Source organism: Devosia lucknowensis (assembly GCF_900177655.1).
GTDB lineage: Bacteria > Pseudomonadota > Alphaproteobacteria > Rhizobiales > Devosiaceae > Devosia > Devosia lucknowensis.
Genome location: NZ_FXWK01000001.1, coordinates 174,153 through 197,325 on the forward strand (window position 1 = coordinate 174,153; position 23,173 = coordinate 197,325).

The following is a 23,173-nucleotide window of genomic DNA, read 5'->3' on the forward strand; positions in this document are numbered from 1 at the left end:
CAAGGGACACGGCGGATTACTCGGCTTCCTGCGCCGGTGCTGCCTCATCCACCAGATCCGCGGGGATGCGCAGGGTGAACAGCATGCCTTCCGGACCGGCGGGATCCACCGCCAGCGAGACGGCATTGACGGCAAGCAGCGATCGGGTGAGCGCCAAGCCCACACTTGAGCGCACCGGAGCCAGCATCTGTCCGTCGCGTCCAACACCATCACGGAACACCACGAAGCGCTCTGCCATGTCCACCGCATGGGCTGAGCTGTCGCGTACATGGATGGCGATGGAATGATCGTCGTGGCGCTGTGCCGAGATCACCACCGCTCCGCCCACGGGGGTCTGGTCTATGGCGCTGGCAAGCAGGTTCAACACGGCTTGCGCCAGTGAGGCGCGGTCGGCCGTGACGCGAGGCAGGCGCTCGGAAATGGCATTGCGTACGATGACGCGTGCACCATTGGCCTGGGAGCGGATCCGGAGCACGCACTGTTCGAGCAGGTCCGTGAGATCCAGGCTGGCGCGCTGCGGCAGATAACGGCCATCGCGCAGCCGCGCATAGTCGTCGAGCTCGTCGACCAGCGCGGCGATTTCCTGCCCCGCTTGCGCGATATCGTCGGCATAGCTCGCATAGCGCTCGTTATCGAACGCGCCGAACGCCTTGGAGCGAATGATGTCGGAAAAGCCGATGACCGTATTGAGCGGGCGGCGAACGCCGCGGCTGATGCGGCCCAACAGCGCCGGATCGATATCGATGGGCGCGCTGAGGCGTGCTGCCGATGTTTGGCGGGGCGTGACGAGGCCGAAATATCCCGAAACCACGCCCGCCTGGCCGAGCGCGAACAGCAGCAGGTCGGCCTTGCCGTCAGCGGCGCGCAGCGTAAGGCAGGGCCGCGCCGTTTCGGCGAAACGGGCAGGGCGTTCGAGGAAGGCGCGCAGCGACACGGCGTCGTCCTCGGCCACCAGCGCGGCAAGAGCGCGTCCGAGCAATGACTTGCCGCCCCCCAGCAGGGCGAAGGCAGGGGCGTTGGCGGCATTGACCATCCCGTTGCGGCTGGCCTCGATGAAGCCGTCGCCGCGGATATCGGCAAAGGTCTCGGCAAACGCCTTGACCGCGTCTTCATGGCCGGTGCGCACTTCGGTTGTGCTGGCTGAAAGCATGAGCGCAGGCCGGCCATGCCAGGATATGGACTGCAGACGCGCCGTGACCGGCACGAGTGTGCCGTCGCGCTGCACCAGGTGGTTGACCGGTCCGGCGTCTTGGCCATCAGCGCCCATCACCGGGAAGATTGCCGCAAGACCGGCCTGGCGCAGACTTTCCACCGATTCATAGCCGACCATCTCGGTGATGGCGCGATTGGCGAACAAAACTTGCTGATCGCGAAACACCATGATGCCGAGCGGCAGCCGGTTGAGAACTAATGTTTCGCCGCCGAGGTTGATCAGCGCGCCCGATTGGCTTGCAGCGGCGGTCGGCAGCTGCGGATCGGTTGGAACGACGAGCTGCGCCTGCTGCTGCCGCTCGCCAACCCGGTCGGTGAGGATGCGCGACAGCTCGTCGAAATTGTATCGCGAGACCCGCTCGACAGTGTCGGGGTCAGGTTCGGCCTGCGCTTCCGCCGGTGCGTCAGTTGCTGTGTCGTCAACGGCTGAAGGGAGAGGGCGGAATTGCCGTCCGGTCACCTTGTAGAGCGTCGCTACGGGCGTCGGTTCATCCGCGCGCGTTTCCTCGACACGTTCAGGCGCAGTAGGCGGCGAATCGTCGGCATCGCTCAGCGGCGCATAAAGGGCGTCATCCGCTGCAAGCCGGTCGACAAGGTCGCTCAGGCTACGCGGAGAGGGAGGCGCCGCCTCGACAGCCGGCTCATGCTCATCGTCCGCAGTGGCAGGGACTTCAGGGGGGCTGATATTGGGCTCTTCGGCAGCGGCGACGATTGGTTCGTCACCCAGCGCCTCGACCCAATCCTCCCTATCAGGCTGCACAATGGCCGGCGTATGGTGTTCGCCGCTATAGACCGTCTCCGCGTCACTCTCTTGCCAGCTCTGCAACTCCTGCGCATAGGCATCGTCGGACGAAATGGGAGCGGTTGCAGCCTCTTCGACCGTCATTTCAGCGGCGTCGTCATCGGCGATGGCTTCAGCGGGAGCGCCAGCCACATTGGCTGCAGCGGCCGCCAGGATATCTGCGTCGATGGCATCCACACCGACTATAAGCAGGACCGGCTCGCCGTCATGGCGCAGAAGCGGTGTTGTCGCGCAGGTGGCAGAGATCGGTTTTTCGCCGGCCAGGAACTGGATGCGCGCCAGGCTGGAGCGACCGGCCGAACCGAGCCTGATGGTGCGTGCAACCTGTCCCTTGATGGGCACTGCGGGTGCAGCCGGCTTCAGTCCATGTTTTTTCAGCTTGGCGCCAAAAAGCGCAGCGGCAGCGTTCGACCAGATCAGGTCGCGTCCATCTTGGGACCACAGCCATGCCGGGCGTGAATCATCCTCATGCTGCTGCACGCGGCGCGCATCCGGCAAAATGTTCCAGCGGTCATCCATGGACTGCCTTTGTGTGGTCGCGACTTGCGTTGGCCTGTGCCATATCGGCACAAACGTCCGAAGTTCCTTAAGTGTTCTTCAATATAGTGACGAGCAGGGGGAATCCAGCCCGACGGCCCATCTCGGCAGCACCTTTGCCGCCAATGGTTAAGTGCGCTTTCCTAAGGATTGGTCACGCGGGCGGGGGAAAATTGTCCTTGGGCGGGCAAAAATCAAACTCTGTCCACAGCTCAAATTCGGTGCTTGTCATATGAAGCATCTCGACCTATGTTCCGCCCGCTTTCGGACGGCGGCCAACGCCGCGTTCGATGCGGGTCCTGCCGCCTTAGCTCAGTTGGTTAGAGCGCTAGATTGTGGATCTAGAGGTCCCCCGTTCAATCCGGGGAGGCGGTACCACCCACTCCAACCACAAATCAGCGTGACAGTCTGAGGTTGGACAGCTGGCCTGCGATGTGTTCGAACACCGTCGACAGCGCCTGGCCCGTTCCTGCCACATATGCCTTGGTGGAATCGCTCGCACAATTGCGCATCAGTTCCTGGGCTACCGGCTTGTCGTCGATGGCGAGGCCGACCGTGTAGATGGTGATGCCGGTCGCCTTGATTGCTGCACACAGCTGCGCAGTCTGCTCGTACGATGACCCGTTGTTGGCGTTCTCACCGATCATGCTGTAGCCGCTGCCGCTGCCGGAAGTCGAGTTCTGCGCGATGACACCGTTGCGGTAGATCGAGTTGTATTCGCCATCGGTCATGATCACCAACGCCTTGGCGACCGGAGGCGTGGCGGTGCGGGATGCTGGCCGGCTGGCAACAGGCCAGGGGCCGTTGAAGTTCGCAGAGAGCAGATACCAGGCCCAAGCAACCCCGATCTGGCCGCCAGTCGAGCCAGTGGCTGCAAGCGTATTGGCCACGCCATGGAGGGTCGCCTTGTTGAGGTTGGTGGCAAGGTTAGCGCCCTTCGTTGCCGTCAGCGGCAGAATGGTGTCGGTCAGGCAGGGATTGTTCGAGGACGCATAGTTCCGTCCCACCGGCGTGGTCAGGTAAGAGGCGTCGGTAAACGTGTTGACGTCCCGCTCCGTGACGCAGGTGCTGATGACGTGACGGCGCTTCGAGGTGTTGCCGGCGTTTTGTCCGTACCAGGCCGTGCTGCTGTAGGGGTTGGTGAACAGATATTGTGAACAGCCTTGGACCACGCAGGCAACAGTGCCACCCGAGGTGTAGGTGCCGTAGTTTTTGCCGTTGGTGCGCGCGGTGCCAGGCAGCACGAAGGTGTTCGTCGTTGTCGCGCCGATCTTCCAGACGAGGAAAGCGTAGTCCTGGTCGCTCGTGTTGTTGTTGATCCAGTTATAGGCGGTGTTGTCGGCCCGCGTGCTGCCGTTCGAGTTTTTCGCATCCGTCGCGACGCTCGAATAGCTTTCGTAGGACGGCGAGACCGACGAGTAGGAATTCATGCCGACGACGCCAGTGATATAGGCTTCGGCGTTGATGCTGAGGCCGTGATTGTTCGACGTGACGACCAGTTCACAGGTCGCGACGAGGCATTTTGTCACCGAGCCGGCATTGGGCGTCGCGTAGGTTCCGAAAGTGCCGGTCGTCGTGCCGTTGAGGGTGAACTTCTTGGCGTCGTTGGTCGTGGCGATCTGGTAGATCTTGTTGTTGACCTGCGTCGTGCCATTGACGCCGCTGATATAGACATAGTCGCCGTTGGCGAAGCCGTGATTGGTCGAGGTCGTGATCGTCACGGGCTGGTTGTTGGCCGATCGTGCGGCACCGGTGATGGTCTTAGCTGTTCCTGTGGACCAGGTGATGTTGGAAATGGCGGTGGGCTGCACGATCGCGCCGCGAACGGCATTGGCATAGGTGCCGACGTTGACCGCCTGCGAGTAGGGCACCAGCGCCATTTTCGAGTACGTTGGGGATTGGTCGTTCTGCACCAGCAGTTCGATCATTTCGTTGAGCGCGGTTTTCAGCGACGCGATTTTAGTCGTTGTGCCGCCCCGACCATCCGGGATGCTCTGAGCCATCGAGCCGGACAGGTCGAGGGCAACGGCCACCTCAAGGTCCGTTTCGCCGTGTATCGCTTCTGACACGACCCGTGCGCCCATGTCCTGCACCCCGACCAGCGACACGAACATGGTGGGCATCTGCAGGGTTGCTTCGAGGTGCAGCGATCCCAGGTCTTCGTTCTTCACTACCTCGTCGATCGAGGCGGTGATGCGGGCGTCGCCGATCCGCTCGAGCAGCAGGGCCTCGGCAAGGACTTCCAGCTGCGCCTCGGTCTTGGTGTAGATGTCCGGCTGCAGGGCAAGCGCGGCGGCATCGAGGGCGATCTGCGCCCTCTGGCGGGACTGCTCCAGCGAGACATAGTCCACCGTAGCGCCGCCCAGAGCCACCAGAATGATGGCCATGAGCCCGAAAAGCACGGCGAACACGCCGCTTTCATCTCTGGCAAAGCGCCGCAGGAGGACGGTGAAATCGAACATGCAACGGACCCGGTCTGATCGAAGTCTGGGAGGCAGGTGAACTCTCCTGCAAACTTCTTAGGAAAGAACCACAACCTTTGTGTTCAATTTCACACGTCCATAGAGATCGATCACATCGGCATTGGTCATGCGGATGCAGCCCGATGAGACGTTCTGGCCAATGGTCCAGGGTTCGACTGTGCCGTGGATCCGGTAGAGGGTCGAGCCGAGGTAAAGCGCGCGCGCACCCATGGGGTTGTTGGGTCCGCCTTCCATGAATGTGGGCAATCCGGGCTGGCGCCTGCGCATCTCCGCGGGTGGCGTCCAGCTGGGCCATTCCGCTTTGCGGGTCACGCGATGCGTGCCGCTCCATTCGAAACCGTCCCGGGCGACCCCGATGCCGTAGCGGAGCGCGCGCCCGTCGCCGAGCACGAAATAAAGGAAATGCTGTCGCGTATCGACCACGATCGTGCCGCTGTGTTCCGCTGTCGCATAGGGCACGACCTGTCGCAGGTAGATGGGCGAGACGTGCGGATTAGCCTGCAGCGCCAGCGCGTGACGCGGCCGGCTGTCGGTGATGGTCACGCCCGGCGGCGGGGCGAAGCGCCAGCCCGGCCGGGCGGTTTCCGCCTGCGCCGGCACCGCCATTGCCAACATGGACACAACCGCCGTGGCGGCAATCAGCTTGCGAACGAACTCTCTCATGGTCTGCATTCCCGGAAGCGTTTCCCCGTATTTTCCCGCAGATGAGAAAAAGAGATGTCAAGCCAGGTGGTTAATCACCGGTGGAGGGTTACGGCTAACAAGCTCTTTCCAGCTCATTTCGACCAGTGTGATGGGAATGCAACATCCGACGGTGCTGCGACAGCCTGTCACAGTAAAGGGTTGCGGCTCACGGAATCGTGAGGTATCCAGCCAGTGTTCGCAAAGCCAACCGAGGGAGGCGTCGTATGAAAACACTGACCGTTCGTCTTTCGGGGCCAAATCGTCATCATCACGGCCGAGTCTGATCTCGCTCCCCTGATGCTCACTGGCCGCACATCGGCCCGCGAATATTCCAACCCAAACCCGAAAAGCTGACCCGGCCCGTATTGCGTCCGGATTCCGTTTTTCATCCATCTTTACACATAGAGGCTGGCAGAATTTTCTGCTGGAACTGCAATGTCTTCCAACGTTCTTGAAGATCGCAGCGTCGTGCTGCGTCTCGAATTCTCCATCGCCGATGCCGTGCACCAGCGCGGCCTGTTTTCCGTGCTCGCAAGCGCCATCCGTGCCTGGTGGTCGCAGCGGCCGATCAACTATGCGCTCGTGCCCGATTACCTGCGTGAAGACGTCGGCCTGCCACCTGCAGAAGACCCCTTTCGATGGGTGGGCGTGGATCTCCACGCCTATCGGTTGCATCCCCCCGACCGGAGTGGTCCGTGATCAAGCAAGGCAGCCGGGGTCCCCCGGCTGCCTGACATAGACCGCGCCGCCCTCGGACGTGATCCGAGGGCGGTCCGGCGTAAGGCGCATCGCGCCATTGTCTCTCCGGCCCCGATCGTCTAGAGCGTGGTCAGCAAAAGTTGCAGGCTTTTGCGGTTCGACAACGCGACCAGAAAAGACCTGGAATTTCCCAGGACGGGCCGACTTTCCAGGGCAGAAGAATGACCGAAAAGACCAAGCTCATCACGCCCCGCCTGCCGCGCGGCTTCGAAGATCGCACGCCGGGCGAGATCAGCGCAGTCGGCGCCATGATCGACAAGATCAAGCAGGTCTACGAGCGCTATGGTTTCGACCCGGTCGAGACGCCCCTGTTCGAATATACCGAGACCCTCGGCAAATTCCTGCCCGATACCGATCGGCCCAATGCCGGCGTCTTTTCCCTGCAGGACGATGACGAACAGTGGATGAGCCTGCGCTACGATCTCACTGCACCGCTCGCCCGCTTCTTTGCCGAAAATTTCGAAACGCTGCCCAAGCCTTATCGCTCTTACCGGCAGGGCTACGTGTTCCGCAACGAGAAGCCTGGGCCGGGGCGCTTCCGCCAGTTCATGCAGTTCGATGCCGATACCGTCGGCGCGCCGGGCCCCGAAGCTGACGCCGAAATGTGCATGATGATGGCCGACGTCATGGATGCACTGGGCTTGCAGGGGAAGTACGTCGTCCGGGTGAACAACCGAAAGGTGCTCGATGGGGTGCTCGAAGCCGCGGGCGTTACCAGCGACGAGCAGAAGCTCACCGTGCTGCGTGCCGTCGACAAGCTCGACAAGTTCGGCCCAGAAGGTGTGAAGCTTCTCCTCGGCGCCGGCCGCAAGGACGAAAGCGGCGACTTCACCAAGGGCGCAGGTCTTTCAGACACACAAGCGGCCGTCGTGCTGGACTATGTGTCGGGCAAGCCGCCCGTCGACAATGCAGGTGTCGCCGAACTCGCGACAATGCAGGCGCTGTTCGATGCCGCAGGGTATGGCGCAGAAAAGATCAAGATCGACCCCTCCGTCGTGCGTGGCCTCGAATATTACACCGGCCCGGTCTTCGAGATCGAACTGACCTTCAAGGTGCAGAACGAGAAGGGCCAGGACGTGGTCTTTGGTTCGGTGGGTGGCGGCGGTCGCTATGATGGCCTGGTCTCCCGCTTCCGCAAAGAGCCCGTGCCGGCCACCGGCTTTTCCATCGGCGTTTCGCGCCTCGCCAATGCCCTGAAACTCACTGGTAATCTCGGGGCTACCGAGCCGGCCGGCCCCGTTGTCGTTCTAGTCATGGACAAGGACCAGACCGCCCGCTACCAGGCCATGGTAGCAGAGTTGCGGCAGGCGGGGATAAGGGCCGAGATGTTCCTCGGCTCGACCAAGAATTTCGGCAAGCAGGTCGCCTATGCCGATAAGCGCAACAGTCCGATCGTCATCATCGAAGGCAGCCAGGAGCGCGAGCAGGGCGTGCTGCAGGTCAAGGACCTGATCGCCGGCAAGCAGGCTGCTGAGGCCATCACCGACAATGCCGAGTGGAAGGCCGCCCGACCCGGACAGTTCGAGATCAAGCGCGACGAGCTGGTCAGTGCGGTCCAGAAGCTGCTGAGCGAGCAGGGTTGATGCTGGATTTGGCAAAAGGTGCATTCGTCACCTCTCCCTTTGGGGGAGAGGTCAAGAGGGCCAGGCCATGACCAATGCTGCCTATCGCCGCGCCCAGCTCGAATCCCTCGTCGAAGCACAGGGTGGTTGCCGTGCCGCCCCGCAACTGCTGCTCAAGGCCGACCCCTATTTCGATCTTGCCGGCGAAGAGTTCGGTCGCCGACTGCTGTTGACCAGTGATCTGACCGGCGCGGAATATTGCCTGCGCCCCGACTTCACCTTGCCCATCGTCACCGACTACATCGCGCAGGGCGCAGGCGCTCCTGCTGCCTTTTCCTATCTCGGTCCGATCTTCCGCCAGCGCGACGACGGCCCTGCCGAGTTCGACCAGGCAGGCATCGAACTGCTTGCCCAGCCCGATGGCGACATCGCCCTCGACCAGGTGCTGACCTTCGCGCGCGCCGCGCTGTCGCTCTACGGCGTGACGCCGCAGGTCAAGCTGGGCGGCGTCGGCATGTTCGAGGCATTGCTGGCGCAGGCCGACATGCCCGACGCCTGGCGCTCGCGCATCCGTCACCGCTTTGGCCACACCGAGGCCATGGATCGCCTGCTGACCCGGCTCGAACAAGCGCCGGCGACGCAGCGGAGCGAACAGCCCTCCCGCGACGAACTCGTCGAGGACGTCACCGCCCGCATGGTTTCGGCCGGACTCAGCCTGTCTGACGGGCGTTCGCCCGCCGAGATTGCCGACCGTTACCTCGAGCAGCAGGCGCTCGACGCCGCCCATGTGCCGACATCGACGCTCAAGCTCCTGCGCGACTACTTCGCCATCAAGGGAGATGCCTTGGATGCGCTCCGGCAGGTGGAGGCGCTGGCCGACGCCCACCGCCTGTTCCTCGGCCCGCCGATGAAGGCCATCCGCCGTCATCTCGACGGCCTGGGCGAAGCGCGTGTCACCTTTGACGCCAGTTTCTCGCCACGGCTTGATTACTATACCGGCATTGTCTTCGAGATGCGCGGGCAGGGCGGCACCGTGTTGGTTTCGGGTGGTCAATACGATCGCCTGCTCGAACGTCTTGGTGCGACCGCGCCCATTGCCGCCTCGGGCTGTGCGCTCTGGGTCGATCGTCTGGAAGCGGAGTGGCCGAAGTGACCATCACCCTCGCCGTTCCCTCCAAGGGCCGCCTCGAAGAACTGACGCGCGACTGGTTCGCCCAGCGCGGCCTGACCATCACCCGCCCTGGCGGGGCGCGCTCCTATCTGGGTGCCATAGACGGCATGCCCGATGTCACGGTGCGCTTCTTTCCGGCATCGGAAATCGCGCGGGAATTGATCCGCGGCACGATCGATCTCGGCGTCACCGGCCGTGATCTTATCCACGAGACCAGCGAACAGGGGCCCGCCTCGGTCGAATTTGCCCGCGACCTGGGCTTCGGTCATGCCGATGTCGTCATCGCTGTTCCCGAAGCCTGGATCGACGTCACCCATATGCACGACCTGGCTGACGTGGCGTCGGACTTCAGGTCGCGCCACGGGCGCTGGCTGCGGATCGCGACCAAATACATCACCATCACCCGGCACCATTTCGCCCAGGCGGGCATCGCCGAGTATCGCATCGTGGAAAGCCTCGGCGCGACCGAAGCGGCGCCAGCATCGGGCGTGGCAGATATCGTGGTGGACATCACGTCCACTGGCTCGACCCTGGCTGCCAATGGGCTGCGGGTGCTCGAGGATGGCGTGATGCTCAAGAGCGAAGCGAACCTGATCGTTTCCAGGACCGCCGACTGGTCGGACGGCCGCAAGGCAACGCTCGACGATCTCCTCGGCCGGTTGAAAGCCTGAGCCATGGAACTGGCCTTTGTCCTTCTGTTTGTCCTCCTGGGTACGGCGTTCATCCTCTATGCCGGCCTCGCGAGGCCTCGACAGGCCGGGCCGGCGGGACAGGGTTCCAACAGCGATGGTGGCGCGCCTGACGATTCGCTGGCAGCGCCGGCAAGCGACAACGCCGGTGACGGCGACTAGCTTGCCATTGCTTCGGTCGGGCAAATCAAGGCACAAGGGCCTATTGCTCGGCGGGGGACACGCGTGGCCGAAGCGCTCGAACTGACTATCCTGATGCCATGCCTCAACGAGGCCGAAACGCTGGCGACCTGCATCGGCAAGGCGCAGTCGTATCTCGCCCGCTCCGGCATTTCGGGCGAAGTGCTGATTTCCGACAATGGCTCCACCGACGGTTCGCAGGCCATTGCCCAGGGGCTCGGGGCCCGGGTCGTCACGGCCGAGCAGCGCGGTTACGGTGCCGCACTCGGGACCGGCATCGCCGAGGCTCGAGGTCGTTTCGTCATCATGGGCGATGCCGATGACAGCTACGACTTTGCCAATCTCGACGCCTTTGTGCGCGAATTGCGCGATGGTGCCGATCTCGTCATGGGCAATCGTTTCGCCGGTGGCATCGCGCCCGGCGCCATGCCCTGGCATCACCGCTGTATCGGCAATCCGGTTCTGAGCTTTTTGGGTCGCCTGTTCTTCAAGACGCCGGTCCGCGATTTTCACTGCGGTCTGCGCGGATTCCGGCGCGACGCCATTCGCGACCTGCAACTGCGCACCACGGGCATGGAATTCGCGTCCGAAATGGTGGTCAAGGCGACGCTCGGCCAGCTCGATTTGCGCGAAGTGCCGACGACCTTGCAGAAGGACGGCCGCTCCCGCCCGCCGCACCTGCGGTCTTTCAGGGACGGTTGGCGTCACCTACGGTTCCTGCTGCTGTTCTCGCCTCGATGGCTGTTCCTTTATCCCGGCGTCGCGCTGCTCTGGATCGGCCTTGTCGTCGGCAGCCAGCTCCTGCAGGGGCCGGTGCGCATCGGCGTGGTCAATTTCGACGTCCATACGCTGCTGGTAGCCTCGCTCTGCGTGATCATGGGCACGCAGTCGATCGCCTTTGCCATCATTGGACGACGCTTCGCCTCACGCTATGGCTTCATCCCGCGTTCTGGCACCTACGACCGCTTGCTCGAAAGCCTGACGCTCGAACGCATTCTACTCGTGGCCATTATTCTGATGCTCGGCGGCCTGATCGCCATGGGGTGGGGCCTGTGGGAATGGGCGCGGCGCGACTTTGGCCCACTGACATCGAGCGGTACGCTTCGCGCCGTCATCCTCGCCATGACGGCTCTCGTCACCGGGTTCCAGCTGATGATGAGTGCCTTCATGTCGTCCATGATCAACATCCCCATCTACGAGCGCCGCCTGGCCGACCAGCCGGTGCCCGACGACCAGTTCCGCCGCCGCTCCGACCAGGCCTAGCCTCACATGCTCGATCCTCTCGTTCTTCTTGCACTGATGGCTGTCGGCATGCTGGCCGGCTTCGTCGATGCCATTGCCGGGGGCGGGGGCATGATCACCGTGCCTGCACTGCTCTCCGCCGGCCTGCCGCCTGTTGCCGCCCTGGGCACCAACAAGATGCAGTCCATCGTCGGCACCGGCATGGCCGCCCTGACCTACTGGCGGCGCGGCTATGTCAACCTGCCCAGCCTCGTCCCCGCCATTGCGCTGACATTTGCCGGCAGTTTTCTCGGTGCCCTGACCGTCAGCAAGCTCGACACGTCCCTCCTCACCATCGCTGTGCCTGTCGCCCTGATCGGCATTGCGCTCTACTTCCTGTTTGCGCCAAAGCTCTCCGACGCCGATAGTACGGCAAGGCTGCGTTTCGGTCCCTTCGTGCCGGTGATGGGTTTTCTCATCGGCTTCTACGACGGCATTTTCGGTCCTGGGACCGGTTCATTCTTCACCATCGGTTTCGTCTTGTTGTTCGGTCTTGGCCTTACTCGGGCGACGGGCAGCACCAAGGCTCTCAACTTCACGTCCAATCTGGCGGCGCTGGCCATCTTCATCCCGCAAGGCGCGGTCGTGTGGCCGGTAGCCATCGTCATGGCGCTGGGCCAGGTCATCGGTGGCTATGTCGGCGCCCGCACCGGCATCCGATACGGCGCCAAGGTCATCCGTCCGCTGGTGGTCGTGGTATCCATCGCGCTGGCGATCAAACTTCTGGTCTTTCCCTGATCCACAGCCAAATCGTCTCGACGCGTCGCGCATGATCTGGCGCCGGTCGGCTTTTGGCCTCCGGTTGGCGTGAAACTGACGGACCCCGAGGCGGGCAGCGCCTCATGAGAACAAAAAGTACGAGACGAGAACCGCCCCGGGGCGCCGGTTTTTGGAACTGATCGGCGGCGGGGGATCGCTCGTCCCGTCGCGGCCGGACTGGAACCTGTGGGAGAGGCAAGACCCCCACCCGGCTCACCCGGCCACTGTTCCCGCCATCTGGGCACAGCCCATATGGCCTTCTCACATAAAATCGCTCCACAGGAGCGATTTTGCCCAAGGGCCGGCTCGAAGCCTACAGACCGCCGCGCCGGCTGATGGGAAGGAGTATGGCGGCGGTAGGGGAGGCGGGGATAGATTTCTCAAAGGAAAAAGCCCCGGTGTTTCCACCGGGGCTTTCCACAAAGATCGTGACTGGGAAGAAACGACCCTTGAAGCTGAGTGCGATTGGACGCTGGACTTAGAAGTCCATGCCACCCATGCCGCCCATGCCGCCGCCGCCCGGCATTGCCGGAGCTTCGGCCTTCGGGGCCTCGACGATGGTGGCTTCGGTGGTGATCAGCAGCGAAGCAACCGAGGCGGCGTCTTCGAGAGCGGTACGAACCACCTTAACCGGGTCGATGACGCCGGTGGCAACCAGGTCACCGTACTCGCCCGTCGCGGCGTTGTAGCCGAACGAAGCAGCCGGGTTTTCGAGGATCTTGTCGACAACGACCGAGCCTTCGGCGCCGGCATTGTTGGCAATGGTGCGAACCGGGGACTGCAGGGCGCGACGAACGATCGCGATACCGGCTTCCTGGTCGGCATTGGCGCCCTTGGCCTTGATGGCAGCCGAAGCGCGGAGCAGGGCAACGCCACCACCCGGAACGATGCCTTCTTCGACGGCAGCGCGGGTTGCGTTGAGCGCGTCATCGACGCGGTCCTTGCGTTCCTTGACTTCCACTTCGGTCGAACCGCCGACGCGGATCACGGCAACGCCACCGGCGAGCTTGGCCAGACGTTCCTGCAGCTTTTCGCGGTCGTAGTCCGAAGAGGTCTCTTCGATCTGCGCCTTGATCTGGCCAACGCGGGCCTGGATCTCGTCCTGGGTGCCGGCACCGTCGACGATCGTGGTGTTTTCCTTGGTGATTTCGACGCGCTTGGCAGTGCCGAGCATGTCGAGGGTCACGTTCTCGAGCTTGATGCCGAGATCTTCGGAGATCACCTGGCCGCCGGTGAGGACGGCGATGTCTTCGAGCATGGCCTTGCGACGGTCACCGAAGCCCGGAGCCTTGACGGCAGCGACCTTGAGGCCGGCGCGCAGGCGGTTGACGACCAGGGTCGGCAGGGCTTCGCCATCGACGTCTTCGGCGATGATCAGCAGCGGGCGCTGCGACTGAACGACGGCTTCGAGGATCGGCAGGATGGCCTGCAGGTTCGAGAGCTTCTTTTCGTGCAGCAGGATGTAGGGGTCTTCGAGCTGTGCCGTCATCTTTTCGGCATTGGTCACGAAGTAGGGCGAGAGGTAGCCGCGGTCGAACTGCATGCCTTCGACGACATCGAGTTCGGTTTCGGCGGTCTTGGCTTCCTCGACGGTGATCACACCCTCGTTGCCGACCTTCTGCATGGCTTCGGCGATCATCTCGCCGATGGCGGTTTCGCCGTTGGCCGAGATCGTGCCGACCTGTGAGACTTCAGAGGACGAGGTGATCTTCTTGGCCGAGCCCTTGAGGCTCTCGATCACGTCGGCGACGGCGAGGTCGATACCGCGCTTGAGATCCATCGGGTTGAAGCCGGCGGCAACAGCCTTGACGCCTTCGACGACGATGGCCTGGCCGAGCACGGTCGCGGTGGTGGTGCCGTCACCGGCAACGTCGTTGGTCTTGGAAGCGACCGAACGCAGCAGCTGCGCGCCCAGGTTCTCGAACTTGTCTTCGAGTTCGATTTCCTTGGCGACCGAGACGCCGTCCTTGGTGATGCGCGGGGCGCCGAACGACTTTTCGATGACGACGTTACGACCCTTCGGGCCGAGGGTGACCTTCACCGCATTGGCGAGGACGTTGACGCCGCGCAGCATCTTTTCGCGGGCGTCGGTCGAGAACTTTACTTCTTTAGCGGCCATGTGAGGCGCTCCTTAGTAAGGGTTGACGGACAAGAGGGGAGGCGAAGCCTTAGGCTTCGATCACGCCCATGATGTCGCTTTCCTTCATGATGATCAGGTCTTCGCCGTTGAGCTTGACCTCGGTGCCGCTCCACTTGCCGAACAGCACGCGATCGCCGGCCTTGACGTCCAGCGCATTGATCTTGCCGTTTTCATCGCGGGCGCCGGGGCCCACCGAAACGATCACGCCCTCAGAGGGCTTTTCCTTGGCGGTGTCGGGGATGATGATCCCGCCCTTGGTCTTTTCTTCACTGTCGACGCGACGGACGACCACGCGGTCATGCAGGGGACGGAAGCCCATGATAAGTACCTCTTGGCATCATTTCTGAATGCAATTTCGGACCTGTTAGCACTCGAACTTGCTGAGTGCTAACAAGCTGCCGGGGATATAGGGATGCCTGCCGAAGGGAGTCAAGGCACGCATCCCAAAGAATTTGGCCTCTCCAACCGCAGATCGAACCGAAGGTTTTGGTCACGCGTTAGGAGACTGACCACCAGACACGAACAAGGAGCCGGACATGGTTCAGCCCACATCCTCCCTGGCGACAGTTACCCCCGTTGCGGGCCGCGTGCATTTCTCCTTCGACGACGCCGAGATCGCCAGCTCTACCAAAGCCTTTCGACTGGATCATGACGGTCGGGAGCCGATCTACTTCGTGCCGCTCGAAGATGTGCATCCCGGCATTCTGGAGGCGTCCGATACCGTTCGCGAGGAAGCAGGGCCCGGCGAAGCGCATTTCTACACAATCAAGACGCTGACCGCCGATGGCGTCGATCAGGCATGGTACTTTCCATATGCAGACGGCGACTATGGCCTGATCAGGGACATGCTGACCTTTGGCGGGGAAAAAGTCGCCGTGCGGGTCTCGGACGTCTAGTCCACGGGCGGGGCCATCGCCCAACATTCCCTCTTCCCCATGCTCCCACTCTGGGCCATAAGCAGCACCATGAGCGAAAAATCTTCTTACCAGATCAAGCTGTCCCGCAAGGGTGGCGTCGGCGCAAACACCAACTGGCACTGGGAAATCCAGGACGCCGAGGGCACTGTCGTCAAGACCGGCAGTGCCGTGGGCGAAGAGCACAAGGCTTTTGCCACCGCGCGCGTCGCCAAGGAAAAGCTGGAAGCGGGCAAGTAGCCCGCCTGTCCCCGATATCACGAGGTCTTACCGGCCTCGGGAATAGGACTGCGACGTGACTGCGCCCGTCGATGCGCCAGACCATTCGCCTTCGCCGCACCGTATCGGCGGGCCGCTGCGTGGTATCCTGCTCAAAGTCGCCTCGGTCTGCTGTTTCGTGGTCATGGCGACGATGCTCAAGGCGACCGTCACGGTGCCATCGGGGCAGATGGTCTTCTTCCGCAGCTTTTTTGCCATGCTGCCGGTGCTGGCCTGGCTGGCCTGGAACCGGCGACTGGCGCATGCCTTCCAGACCAAGCGTCCCATCGGTCACGTGGTGCGCGGCCTTGTCGGCGTCGCGTCCATGAGCCTGGGCTTTTTCGCCCTGACGCGCCTGCCGCTGCCCGAAGCCACCGCCATCGGTTATGCGTCGCCCATCATCATCGTCATTCTCTCCGCAGTTCTGCTGCAGGAGCGGGTCTATATTTTCCGCTGGACCACGGTCATCGTCGGGCTGGTCGGTGTGATGATCATTCTCTGGCCCCGCCTCACGGTATTTTCGGGCGGCGACGGCCTCGCCGATACCGAGGCCATTGGCGCGATCGCGGCGCTGATGGCGGCCTTCCTCACCGCCTTCGCCATGCTTCAGGTCCGCACGCTGGTGCAGACCGAGCGCACCGAGGCCATCGTCACCTACTTCTTCATCAGCGCCAGCATCCTCAGCCTGCTTACACTGCCGTTCGGCTGGATCTGGCCGACGCCCGAGCAGACGGCGTTGCTGATCGGGGCAGGGGTGTTCGGCGGTATCGGCCAGCTATTGCTTACCAATTGCTATCGCCATGCGGACATGTCGGTGATCGCGCCGTTCGAATATGTGTCGCTGATCCTGACCATCGTCATCGGCTTCGTCATCTTCGCCGACGTGCCGACCCCGACCATGGTGGTGGGCGCATTGATCATCGTGGGATCGGGGATTGCCGTGATCCTGCGCGAACGCTGGCTGGGCCTCGATCGCGCCCGCGCCCGTGAGGCGAATACGCCCTAGAACCGACCGCTCAGCCGGCGACGGCCATGTCGGACCAGCTCTGGCGCTTGCGATAGATCGTCGACGGGCTGATCTCGAGCGCCGCTGCGGCCATCGAGATATTGCCCCCGAAGGTTGCGATGGCGTCCTCGATGATGCGCTGCTCCTGCTGCCACATGGGCAGGATGCTGCGCCGGTCCGCGCGCGGCGCTTCCACCGGAACCTGGGCGGGCGCAACCTTGGATTCGATATCGGCAGCTTCGATCATCGCGGCAGTGATCTCGCCGCCGTCGAACATCACGACAAGCCGCCGCACTAGGTTCTGGAGCTGGCGCACATTGCCGGGCCAGTCTGCGGCGGTCAGATGTTGGGCTGCATCCTGGGTGATGCCGGCGAACGTCTTGTGCTCCTCGCGGGCATAACGGGCCAGGAAATGCCGGGTCAGTATCATCACGTCGCTCGGCCGCTGGCGCAGCGGCGGCAGATGGATGGGCAGCACGTGCAGCCGATAGAACAGGTCTTCGCGGAACTGCCGGTCGGCGATCATCTGCATGGGATTGCGATTGGTCGCGCAGATCACGCGGACATCGACCTTGCGGGCCGCCGTCTCGCCCACGCGCGAAATCATGCCGGTCTGGAGGAAACGCAGCAGCTTGGACTGCAGCGACAGATCCATCTCGCCCACTTCATCGAGGAACAGCGTGCCCCCGTCGGCCAGTTCCGCCGCGCCCTTGCGATCGTCATGCGCGCCTGTAAAGGCGCCCCGCACCACGCCGAAGAGTTCGCTCTCCATCAGGTCGCGCGGGATTGCGGCGCAATTGATGGCGACGAAGCGATTGCCGGCCCGCGGTCCCTTGCTGTGAAGAGCCTCGGCGCAGACATCCTTGCCCGTGCCGCTTTCACCCGTGATGAACACCGGGGCCGAGGATGTCGCCACGCGCCCGATCTGCTCGTAGAGAAACTGCATTGCGCTGGACGCGCCCACAAAACCCGCGAAATCGGTTACGACGGGATTGGGCTCTGCCTCGACGCCCAGCGAGCGTGGGCGGCCATGACGTTGCGCCAGTTCGGCAAGACGTCCCACCAGCACCGGTCCGCTCACCGGCTTGGCGACATAATCATGGGCCCCGGCGCGCATGGCGCCGAGCGCAGCGCTGACCGAACCGGTGCCGGCGACCGCCAGGATCAGTGCGCCCTGGGCGAGCCGTACCAGGCGCTGCATGGCGTCTTCGGACGAGGGGCTGAGATCGCCGAGGCTGTCGAGATCGGCGATGATCACATCGAATCGGGTCTTGCGCAGCAGATCCGCAGCGGCTCGGCCACCGGCCGAATGGGTAACACGCGGGGCGACCAGCAGGGCTTCGCGCAGTGTGCTGCCGGTCTGGCGGGCGCAGGCGGCATCGGCATCGATCAGCAAAAGCTGGCCGCACAGCGCGTTGTCGCTACCGCTCGTCATGGTCATTGCGCAGTTTACCCTGGTTTCGTCCGCAGCCGGACCGTTCTTGTCGTTGCGTCAAGTGTTGCGGATTAGGGTAAATATTCCGTTCTTGCGCTCGGGCGCCAAACCACGTTTATCTCTGCGCTATGCGGAAAGAGTCGGTCGAGGATGTTTTCGAGCCCATCGTACGTGGCATCACCCAGACAGGGGTGCGGCTGGCCAATGAACGTGCGGTCCTGACGCTGATCGCAGGCATTCCCGGGGTCTCAAATGCCGATATTGCGCGCCGCTCGGGCCTTGGCCCGCAGACCACGGCCCGCATCCTGTCCGAGCTTGAAGCGCGCGATCTGATCATCCGAGGCGATGTGCTGCGCGGCAAGCGCGGACAGCCGGCCACGCCCTACCAGCTCAACCCGCTCTCGGCGCACGCCATCGGCGTGGAGATCGGCTGGCAGCATTTCGAAGTGCTGCTGCAGAACATGGTCGGCGAGCCTGTCGCCGTGACCCGCCGCAGCTATGCTTATCCCGACCCGGACACGGTGTTTGCCGCCATCGCGGCCGATGTTGAAACCATGCTCTCGGCCCTTACCGAACAACAGCGGGAGCGCCTTGCCGGGATCGGCGTGACCTCGCCTGGAAATTTCGGGCCCCTCTTGCGCCACCTCGGTGCATCCGACCAGATCATTGCCGATTGGGCCGAAGTCGATATCGCCGCAAGGGTGGAGCGAGCCACAGGCCTGCCCACCATGTGGGTCAACGACGGCAGCGCCGCTGTGTGGTCGGAAATCATGGCCCAGCCCGCGCCGCGCCCCAAGGCGGTCGCCGCGTTCTTTGTCGGGACCTTCGTCGGCGGCGGCGTCGTTTCCGGCGGCAGCCTTGTCGAGGGACCCTACGGCAATGCCGCCGACCTCGGCGCCGTGATGGTGCGCGGCATGGGCGGGCAGCCGGCCTACCTTCATCTCGAAGCGTCGCTTCACGCCCTCGCGCAGCGGGTCCGGCAGGCCGGCGGCCCCGTTCTCGAAGGCGCGGCGCGCAAGTGGAGCTGGGACGATATCGAGCATGTGGTGGCGCACTGGCTTGACGATGCGGGCCACGCTCTGGCGCAGGCCGTCCTCACCACCACCGCCATGGCCGAAATCGACCTCGCCACCGTCAATGGCGATCTGCCCGAATCAATCCTCAAGCGCCTGCTCGACAGCACGCGTCGCCATCTCGACTCCCTGCCTGTGCTCCTGTCCAACCGTCCGCGTCTCGCCCACGGCCTCGGTGGCCCGTCTGCCGCGGTGTTCGGTGCGGCCAAGCTCCTGCTGTTCCGGCGCTACTTTTCGCGCGCCTGGGACCTGTTCGAGGCCGAGCCCGCCAAATAGCGCGGGACAGAGCGAGCGCAGCGCTTTTTCCGCCCTTGGCGGAATGGTAAACAAAACTATCGAATCCCGGCTACCAATCAGGGGTTACAGGTCCGCGTGCAGGCTCTTGTCTACCTATTGATCGCGCTTTCATCCGCCGGCCTGGGGGCCCTGGCCTATTTCGGCCTGACCTTCACGCCGGCCAATGCGATTCTCGTTGCCGTGGTCTTTGCCTGCGCCTGCGTCGTCCTGATGGAGCGCATGCTGCGCCAGCGCGCCGAGAACCGGCTTGAGCGCGCCATCGAGGACCTGTCGCGTCTCCTGGCGACCGATGCCCAGGCCGGCGCCGTGCTCGGCCAGAGAATCAATGCCATTGCCGACCTCAATCCCGGCCAGCGCCTGGAAACCGTCGAGGCCGACATTTCGGTGCTGGGTACGGTCATCCGCCAGGTCGCCGAGGCCGTTGCAGAGGTCGAGGACAAGGTCGCCAGGTCCAACTCTGCGCAACCACAGTCCGAACGTGCCGACGCGCGGTTGATCGCCGCCCCGCCGCCGCCTCCAGCCGCAGTCATCGTGCCGGAAATCGAGCCGGTCATTCCGCTCGAAATGCTGCGCCAGGCGATCGAGGAAAACCGGCTGATCCACCACATGCAGCCGATCGTGAAATTGCCGCAGCGTCGCGCCTCCGCCTACGACCTGATGCCGCGCCTCAGGCTTGAGGACGGCGAACTCGCCGATGCCCCCGATTTCATGCCCCGACGCGGCGGCAAGGACATTGTCCGGCTGATCGAAGGTACCGGTCTCGTCGAGGCCGTCGCCATAGCGCGCCGTTCGCGCACCGGCGGCCAGCCGGCCATGCTTCATATCCCGCTGACCCGCGCTTCACTGGGCGACCAGACCGCCGCCGAACAGCTGCTCGTGACCCTCGATGCCAACCGCGCCATCGCTGGCGCCCTGACATTCCTCGTGCCCGAAGTCGACTGGCTCTCGCTCAATACCCACGAGCGTGCAGTGGTCGAACAGATGGTAAGGAAGGGCGGCGGTTTTTCCATCGCCAACATGAAGTCGCTGCGGGTCGACGTTGCCGACATGGCCGCCATGGGCGTCCGCTCGCTGCGCGTCGATGCGGGACATTTCGTTGATCGTCCCGAGGACTACACCGACTTCCATATCACCGACATCGCCAACTACCTGGCGCGCTTCGAAGTGTCGTTGCTGGCCACGGGTGTCAGCAGCGAACGGCAGATCGTCGAATTGCTCGACAGCGACATTCTGCTCGTGCAGGGCGATCACATCGCGCCGCCCGGTCCGGTGCGCTCCGATCTGGCGATGGAATCGACCCGCACGGTGACAGCGCAGATGCGCCGGGCGGAGTAGGCTCCACCCGGCAAGATGCCTCTCAGCGGCGGCCGAAGCCGCCAACGGCGCGCTTGAGGCCGCGGAACAACCCGCGCGCACCGCTTTCGTCCTGTTCCGATACGTCGAGGGCCGCCGGGCTTGAACCGGCAAGCGTGAACGTGCCGATCACGCGGTCGAGCTCCCCGGCCTGCGCTTCCGTCTGCTCGATGGCGGCATTGGTTTCTTCCACCAGCGCCGCATTGTGCTGGGTCATTTCATCCATCTGACGGACGGCGACATTGACCTCTTCGATCGATGCGGCCTGTTCGCGGCTGGCCCTCGCCATGCCGGCGAGCAGCGTGGCATTGGCGCTGATGCCGGCCTGCACCGCCAGAAGACGCTCGGCGGCTTCGGCCACAAGCCTGCTGCCGCCGGTCACTTCCTGCGCACTTTGCTCGACCAGTGCCTTGACGTCCGACGACGCCTGCGCCGCCGACTGTGCAAGGCGCCGCACTTCCACCGCGACCACGGCAAATCCCTTGCCCGCCTCGCCGGCCCGGGCCGCTTCCACGGACGCGTTGAGGGCGAGGAGGTTGGTCTGGAAAGCGATGTCGTCGATCAGCCCGATGATGTTCGATATCTTGGCCGAAGACTGGGTGATGCGGTCCATGGCCTCGGTCGCCCGGGTCATCACCGCACCGCTCGCCTCGGCCTCCGACGATACGGTTCGGGCCTTGGCGCTGGCCTGTTCGGCATGCGTGGCGTTCTCGGCCACCGTATTGCGCAGCTGCTCCATGGCGGCCGAGGTTTCCTCGATCGTGGCCGCCTGGCGCGTGGTGCGCTCGGACAGGTCGTTGGCCCCGGCCAGGATTTCGCCCGTGGCTGTTTTCAGCGAACCCGACGTGTGACGCAGTTGCACGATGACCTGGCCCAGCTGTTCGGCAACGCCGTTGGTATCTGCCTTGAGCCGGTCGAACACGCCCTTGTAAGTCCCATGCACGCGCTGCGAGAGATCGGAACGGGCAAGCGCCGAGAGCACCTGACCGGTTTCGCCGATGCCGCGCTCGACCGTCGCCAGCAGCTCGTTGATATTTTCCGCCAGACGCTTCAGTTCGGGATCGGGCAGGGCGGTCTCGGCACGAAGCGAGAAATCGCCATCGATGGCCGCGCCGACGACCCGGTCGATATCGCTCTGCAAGGCCTCGACCATGCGGACCTGTTCGGCCCTTTCGGCATTCATGCTGTCTTCGGCGGCGCGCAACTCGGCAATCCGGAGGCCATTCTGGCGGAAGACCTCGACGGCCTCTGCCATGGCGCCCAGTTCATCGGAGCGCTCAAGGCCCGGCACGTCGGCGTCGAGCTGGTTGCCGGCGATCTCGGTCATGACCGTCGTCAGGCGACCCACCGGGCGCGTGATCGTCCGCGCGATGAGAATGCTGCCCAGCGCCGAAAGCGCCATCAGCACGGCTCCGGTGATCAGCATCGTATTGCGCAGCATGTGCGAGGGCGCAAAGATTTCGTCGGCACTCTCGAGCGCGACCACGGCCCAATCGGAGCCGCCGAAGCTCAGCGGCATCGCAACGGCAACGTCGCTGCGGTCGGCATGGTCGATCGTGCCCATGCTCGCCGTTCCGGCGAGCGCACTGGTAATAGCCTCGCCCGTGAAGCTGACGCTCAGGGCATCATCGCCCTGGCTCCTGGGCGAGTCGTTGCGCGCCAGGCCATCCTGGCCAACAAGAAACACGTCGCCGCTTTCGCCCAGGCCCTTCGTGCGGCTGAGCACCTCGCTGATGCGTCCAAGCGGCATCTGATAGGCCAGCACGCCTGCCTGCAGGCCCTGATCGTAAACAGGCGCGGCGATGAAGCTGGCCGGCGCGTTGTCGCTCGGGCCATAAGGCGCAAAGTCGGTGAGGAAAACGTCGCCCGGATTGCCCGCCATGGCGGCGCGAACCACCTGGCCCAGGCCGCTATCGGCCCACGGGCCGACGCCTTCGGCAAAGCTGGTGCCGAAATCGGCTTCCTTCTGCACCGAATAAACGTTGTTGCCCTGCAGGTCGAACAGGAAGATGTCGAAGTAGCCGCGTGTCTGCAGCAGGCTGCGGAACTCGTCATGCTGCTGACGATGGATCTGGTCGTAGACGGACAGTTTCTCGGACGTATCGAGCAGCAGCCGCTCGCCGTGCGGGTGCGGGTTCTGCGCCACATAGGCATCCTGCAGCAGGGTCGCCGGGTCGCCCTGCGATTTCAGCGAGTGCACGGCGCCCGAGAACGAATAGAGCGCCGCCGCCACGTCGCTGCGATTGGCGAACAGGGACAGGTCCTGGCGCACCTCGGAAAGATAGGCATCGAGCGAGGCGGTGGCGTTCTCGGCCGCTGCGCTCAGGCGTTGCTCGGCCTGCGCGGTCACGACGCTATCGCTGGTGAAATAGGCCGCGATGCCCAGGCTCGCGCCCGTGACCATGGCGATGCCGACCACCATTACGGGCAGGCGGAGAGAGAGTTTCATTGTGTTGAACATGGACGGGCGTTATTCGGACTCTGGCTGGACGCTTGAAATGGACTGTCGGATGCGGCCCCTCCTCCGCCTCCTGGTATGGGCGGACAATAGAAATCCAACCGTTAAGGAAGCGATTCC

19 protein-coding genes and 1 tRNA gene are annotated in these 23,173 nt (G+C 63.7%); 13 read left to right on the plus strand and 7 right to left on the minus strand.

Annotated features, from left to right (window positions below; all coding sequences use genetic code 11):
• Positions 1 to 16 precede the first annotated feature (16 nt).
• Positions 17 to 2,533 (minus strand): sensor histidine kinase, encoded by a 2,517-nt coding sequence (locus CCK88_RS00865; RefSeq protein WP_086468674.1) that lies wholly within the window; start codon positions 2,531 to 2,533, stop codon positions 17 to 19.
• A 319-nt stretch (positions 2,534 to 2,852) separates the two neighbouring features.
• Here CCK88_RS00865 and CCK88_RS00870 point away from each other — a divergent pair.
• A tRNA-His gene (locus CCK88_RS00870) sits at positions 2,853 to 2,929 on the plus strand.
• A 17-nt stretch (positions 2,930 to 2,946) separates the two neighbouring features.
• On the opposite strand, the gene CCK88_RS00875 is transcribed toward CCK88_RS00870, so the two are convergent.
• Both CCK88_RS00875 and CCK88_RS00880 read right to left on the minus strand, forming a co-directional pair.
• A complete protein-coding gene (locus tag CCK88_RS00875; RefSeq protein ID WP_086468675.1) occupies positions 2,947 to 5,013 on the minus strand; it encodes a ubiquitin-activating E1 FCCH domain-containing protein in 2,067 nt (688 codons plus the stop codon).
• A gap of 57 nt (positions 5,014 to 5,070) precedes the next feature.
• A complete protein-coding gene (locus CCK88_RS00880; RefSeq protein WP_244557396.1) occupies positions 5,071 to 5,697 on the minus strand; it encodes a L,D-transpeptidase in 627 nt (208 codons plus the stop codon).
• A gap of 456 nt (positions 5,698 to 6,153) precedes the next feature.
• Between CCK88_RS00880 and CCK88_RS00885 the strand changes: the two genes are divergently transcribed.
• The 7 genes from CCK88_RS00885 to CCK88_RS00910 all read left to right on the plus strand — a co-directional run bounded on the left by CCK88_RS00885 (position 6,154) and on the right by CCK88_RS00910 (position 12,098).
• Positions 6,154 to 6,417: a hypothetical protein gene (locus CCK88_RS00885; protein ID WP_086468677.1), complete on the plus strand. Its 264-nt coding sequence runs from the start codon at positions 6,154 to 6,156 to the stop codon at positions 6,415 to 6,417.
• Between the two features lie 221 nt (positions 6,418 to 6,638).
• Positions 6,639 to 8,060: a histidine--tRNA ligase gene (hisS, locus tag CCK88_RS00890; RefSeq protein ID WP_086468678.1), complete on the plus strand. Its 1,422-nt coding sequence runs from the start codon at positions 6,639 to 6,641 to the stop codon at positions 8,058 to 8,060.
• Positions 8,061 to 8,127: 67 nt separating this feature from the next.
• Positions 8,128 to 9,192 carry an ATP phosphoribosyltransferase regulatory subunit gene (locus CCK88_RS00895; protein ID WP_086468679.1) on the plus strand — a complete coding sequence of 355 codons (1,065 nt, stop codon included), beginning with the start codon at positions 8,128 to 8,130 and terminating at the stop codon, positions 9,190 to 9,192.
• Entirely contained in the window at positions 9,189 to 9,881 is a 693-nt protein-coding gene (hisG, locus tag CCK88_RS00900; protein ID WP_086470741.1) for an ATP phosphoribosyltransferase, read from the plus strand. Before CCK88_RS00895 ends, hisG begins: the two co-directional genes overlap by 4 nt.
• A gap of 3 nt (positions 9,882 to 9,884) precedes the next feature.
• On the plus strand, positions 9,885 to 10,061 hold the full coding sequence (locus tag CCK88_RS18330) for a hypothetical protein (protein ID WP_170926305.1): 177 nt from the start codon (positions 9,885 to 9,887) through the stop codon (positions 10,059 to 10,061).
• 63 nt (positions 10,062 to 10,124) lie between these two features.
• The gene (locus tag CCK88_RS00905) at positions 10,125 to 11,342 is read left to right on the plus strand and encodes a glycosyltransferase family 2 protein (protein ID WP_244557397.1); all 1,218 of its coding nucleotides are present in this window, start codon (positions 10,125 to 10,127) and stop codon (positions 11,340 to 11,342) included.
• A gap of 6 nt (positions 11,343 to 11,348) precedes the next feature.
• Complete coding sequence (locus CCK88_RS00910; RefSeq protein ID WP_086468680.1) at positions 11,349 to 12,098, plus strand: TSUP family transporter; 750 nt, start codon at positions 11,349 to 11,351, stop codon at positions 12,096 to 12,098.
• 499 nt (positions 12,099 to 12,597) lie between these two features.
• Here the strand turns inward: CCK88_RS00910 and groL are convergent, their stop codons facing one another.
• Positions 12,598 to 14,238, minus strand: coding sequence for a chaperonin GroEL (gene groL, locus CCK88_RS00915; RefSeq protein WP_086468681.1), 1,641 nt, complete (start codon positions 14,236 to 14,238; stop codon positions 12,598 to 12,600).
• 49 nt (positions 14,239 to 14,287) lie between these two features.
• Positions 14,288 to 14,578, minus strand: coding sequence for a co-chaperone GroES (locus CCK88_RS00920; RefSeq protein ID WP_046103399.1), 291 nt, complete (start codon positions 14,576 to 14,578; stop codon positions 14,288 to 14,290).
• A gap of 217 nt (positions 14,579 to 14,795) precedes the next feature.
• Between CCK88_RS00920 and CCK88_RS00925 the strand changes: the two genes are divergently transcribed.
• From CCK88_RS00925 to CCK88_RS00935, 3 genes are all read left to right on the plus strand, one after another.
• Complete coding sequence (locus CCK88_RS00925; RefSeq protein ID WP_086468682.1) at positions 14,796 to 15,155, plus strand: DUF427 domain-containing protein; 360 nt, start codon at positions 14,796 to 14,798, stop codon at positions 15,153 to 15,155.
• 69 nt (positions 15,156 to 15,224) lie between these two features.
• Positions 15,225 to 15,413 carry a hypothetical protein gene (locus CCK88_RS00930; RefSeq protein ID WP_140048844.1) on the plus strand — a complete coding sequence of 63 codons (189 nt, stop codon included), beginning with the start codon at positions 15,225 to 15,227 and terminating at the stop codon, positions 15,411 to 15,413.
• 55 nt (positions 15,414 to 15,468) lie between these two features.
• The gene (locus CCK88_RS00935; protein ID WP_244557398.1) at positions 15,469 to 16,437 is read left to right on the plus strand and encodes a DMT family transporter; all 969 of its coding nucleotides are present in this window, start codon (positions 15,469 to 15,471) and stop codon (positions 16,435 to 16,437) included.
• Between the two features lie 10 nt (positions 16,438 to 16,447).
• Here CCK88_RS00935 and CCK88_RS00940 read toward each other — a convergent pair whose 3' ends face one another.
• The gene (locus CCK88_RS00940) at positions 16,448 to 17,878 is read right to left on the minus strand and encodes a sigma-54-dependent transcriptional regulator (RefSeq protein ID WP_244557399.1); all 1,431 of its coding nucleotides are present in this window, start codon (positions 17,876 to 17,878) and stop codon (positions 16,448 to 16,450) included.
• A 122-nt stretch (positions 17,879 to 18,000) separates the two neighbouring features.
• Between CCK88_RS00940 and CCK88_RS00945 the strand changes: the two genes are divergently transcribed.
• Together CCK88_RS00945 and CCK88_RS00950 are read left to right on the plus strand one after the other, a co-directional pair.
• Positions 18,001 to 19,221 (plus strand): ROK family transcriptional regulator, encoded by a 1,221-nt coding sequence (locus CCK88_RS00945; protein WP_086468685.1) that lies wholly within the window; start codon positions 18,001 to 18,003, stop codon positions 19,219 to 19,221.
• Between the two features lie 96 nt (positions 19,222 to 19,317).
• Positions 19,318 to 20,577 (plus strand): EAL domain-containing protein, encoded by a 1,260-nt coding sequence (locus tag CCK88_RS00950; protein WP_086468686.1) that lies wholly within the window; start codon positions 19,318 to 19,320, stop codon positions 20,575 to 20,577.
• A gap of 22 nt (positions 20,578 to 20,599) precedes the next feature.
• Here CCK88_RS00950 and CCK88_RS18610 read toward each other — a convergent pair whose 3' ends face one another.
• Positions 20,600 to 23,044 (minus strand): methyl-accepting chemotaxis protein, encoded by a 2,445-nt coding sequence (locus tag CCK88_RS18610; protein WP_244557400.1) that lies wholly within the window; start codon positions 23,042 to 23,044, stop codon positions 20,600 to 20,602.
• Positions 23,045 to 23,173 lie beyond the last annotated feature (129 nt).

Bases quoted from the DNA above. Each gene is read 5' to 3' on its own strand.
- CCK88_RS00940 (WP_244557399.1), bottom strand. From the start codon at position 17,878: ATGACCATGACGAGCGGTAGCGACAACGCGCTGTGCGGCCAGCTTTTG.
- CCK88_RS00925 (WP_086468682.1), top strand. From the start codon at position 14,796: ATGGTTCAGCCCACATCCTCCCTGGCGACAGTTACCCCCGTTGCGGGC.
- CCK88_RS00910 (WP_086468680.1), top strand. From the start codon at position 11,349: ATGCTCGATCCTCTCGTTCTTCTTGCACTGATGGCTGTCGGCATGCTG.
- CCK88_RS00875 (WP_086468675.1), bottom strand. From the start codon at position 5,013: ATGTTCGATTTCACCGTCCTCCTGCGGCGCTTTGCCAGAGATGAAAGC.
- CCK88_RS00895 (WP_086468679.1), top strand. From the start codon at position 8,128: ATGACCAATGCTGCCTATCGCCGCGCCCAGCTCGAATCCCTCGTCGAA.
- CCK88_RS00885 (WP_086468677.1), top strand. From the start codon at position 6,154: ATGTCTTCCAACGTTCTTGAAGATCGCAGCGTCGTGCTGCGTCTCGAA.
- CCK88_RS18610 (WP_244557400.1), bottom strand. From the start codon at position 23,044: ATGAAACTCTCTCTCCGCCTGCCCGTAATGGTGGTCGGCATCGCCATG.
- hisS (WP_086468678.1), top strand. From the start codon at position 6,639: ATGACCGAAAAGACCAAGCTCATCACGCCCCGCCTGCCGCGCGGCTTC.
- CCK88_RS00880 (WP_244557396.1), bottom strand. From the start codon at position 5,697: ATGAGAGAGTTCGTTCGCAAGCTGATTGCCGCCACGGCGGTTGTGTCC.
- CCK88_RS00920 (WP_046103399.1), bottom strand. From the start codon at position 14,578: ATGGGCTTCCGTCCCCTGCATGACCGCGTGGTCGTCCGTCGCGTCGAC.
- CCK88_RS00945 (WP_086468685.1), top strand. From the start codon at position 18,001: ATGCGGAAAGAGTCGGTCGAGGATGTTTTCGAGCCCATCGTACGTGGC.
- CCK88_RS18330 (WP_170926305.1), top strand. From the start codon at position 9,885: ATGGAACTGGCCTTTGTCCTTCTGTTTGTCCTCCTGGGTACGGCGTTC.
- CCK88_RS00865 (WP_086468674.1), bottom strand. From the start codon at position 2,533: ATGGATGACCGCTGGAACATTTTGCCGGATGCGCGCCGCGTGCAGCAG.
- CCK88_RS00930 (WP_140048844.1), top strand. From the start codon at position 15,225: ATGAGCGAAAAATCTTCTTACCAGATCAAGCTGTCCCGCAAGGGTGGC.
- groL (WP_086468681.1), bottom strand. From the start codon at position 14,238: ATGGCCGCTAAAGAAGTAAAGTTCTCGACCGACGCCCGCGAAAAGATG.